Below are 882 nucleotides of genomic sequence, written 5' to 3'. Positions count from 1 at the left end.
CCACCGCTCCCTCCCCCGCGTTCCGCTGCCTCCGTCCCGCTCGGGAAGGCCGTCCTCAGGACACCGAACACGGCGTCGGCGGTCTCCCGATCACAGTCCGTGACCTGCACGTCCACGCACTCGTCGGTCTCGATTGTGCTCATCGCCCACCACTCCTCGACGCTCCGAATCCCACCCCCACCGATATGTCCGACCGTACGCCGCGCCGGAGCCCCGGGCACGGGGACACGACCTCGGTGCCCCCTCGACCGTCACTCCTGCCCGTCGGAGAGGAGGAACCACCGCGCCACGAGCCCCGACAAACCGGGGTACCACGACGAGCCCCGGGACCCCGGGAGCGCCCGACGGGCCCTCCCCGCTTCTCAGCCCTGCAGCCGGGCTGCGATGTCGGCCAGGTGCCGCCCCTGGTAGCGGGCGGCCGCCAGCGTTGCCTCATCCGGCCCCTCGCCGCCTCCACTGGGCCAGCCGGTGCCGTACGGATTGCCCCCCGCTTCGAACAACAGGGGATCGGTGTAGCCGGGCGGCACGATCACGCATCCCCAGTGGTAGAACACGTTGTTCATCGACAGGATGGTCGACTCCTGCCCCCCGTGCCGGTTGAGGGCCGAGGTGAAGCTGGTCACCGGCTTGTTGTGGAAGGCACCGGCCTGCCACAACCCGCCGGTCTGATCGATGAACTGCTTCAGCTGGGCCGTGACGTTCCCGTACCGGGTGGGGCTGCCGAAGGCATACGCGGTCGCCCACTCCAGATCATCCAGCGTCGCCTCCGCCACCTGGTTCTTCGTCGCGTCCACGTGGGTACGCCATTCGGGGTTGGCGTCGATGGCCGAATCCGGGGCGAGCTCGGGCACCCGGCGCAACCTCACCTCCGCCCCCTGCCCC

Annotated in this window: 1 protein-coding gene; it reads right to left on the bottom strand. The window is 70.3% G+C overall.

The genetic code is table 11. From position 1 onward, the window contains the following. Positions 1–362 precede the first annotated feature (362 nt). The coding region (wrbA, locus tag FNQ90_RS25155; protein ID WP_182608422.1) for an NAD(P)H:quinone oxidoreductase at positions 363–882 on the bottom strand (520 nt) is incomplete at its 5' end.

The organism is Streptomyces alkaliphilus (assembly GCF_014141535.1).
GTDB classification, from domain to species: domain Bacteria; phylum Actinomycetota; class Actinomycetes; order Streptomycetales; family Streptomycetaceae; genus Streptomyces; species Streptomyces alkaliphilus.
This window is presented reverse-complemented; position numbering and strand designations above follow the sequence as displayed.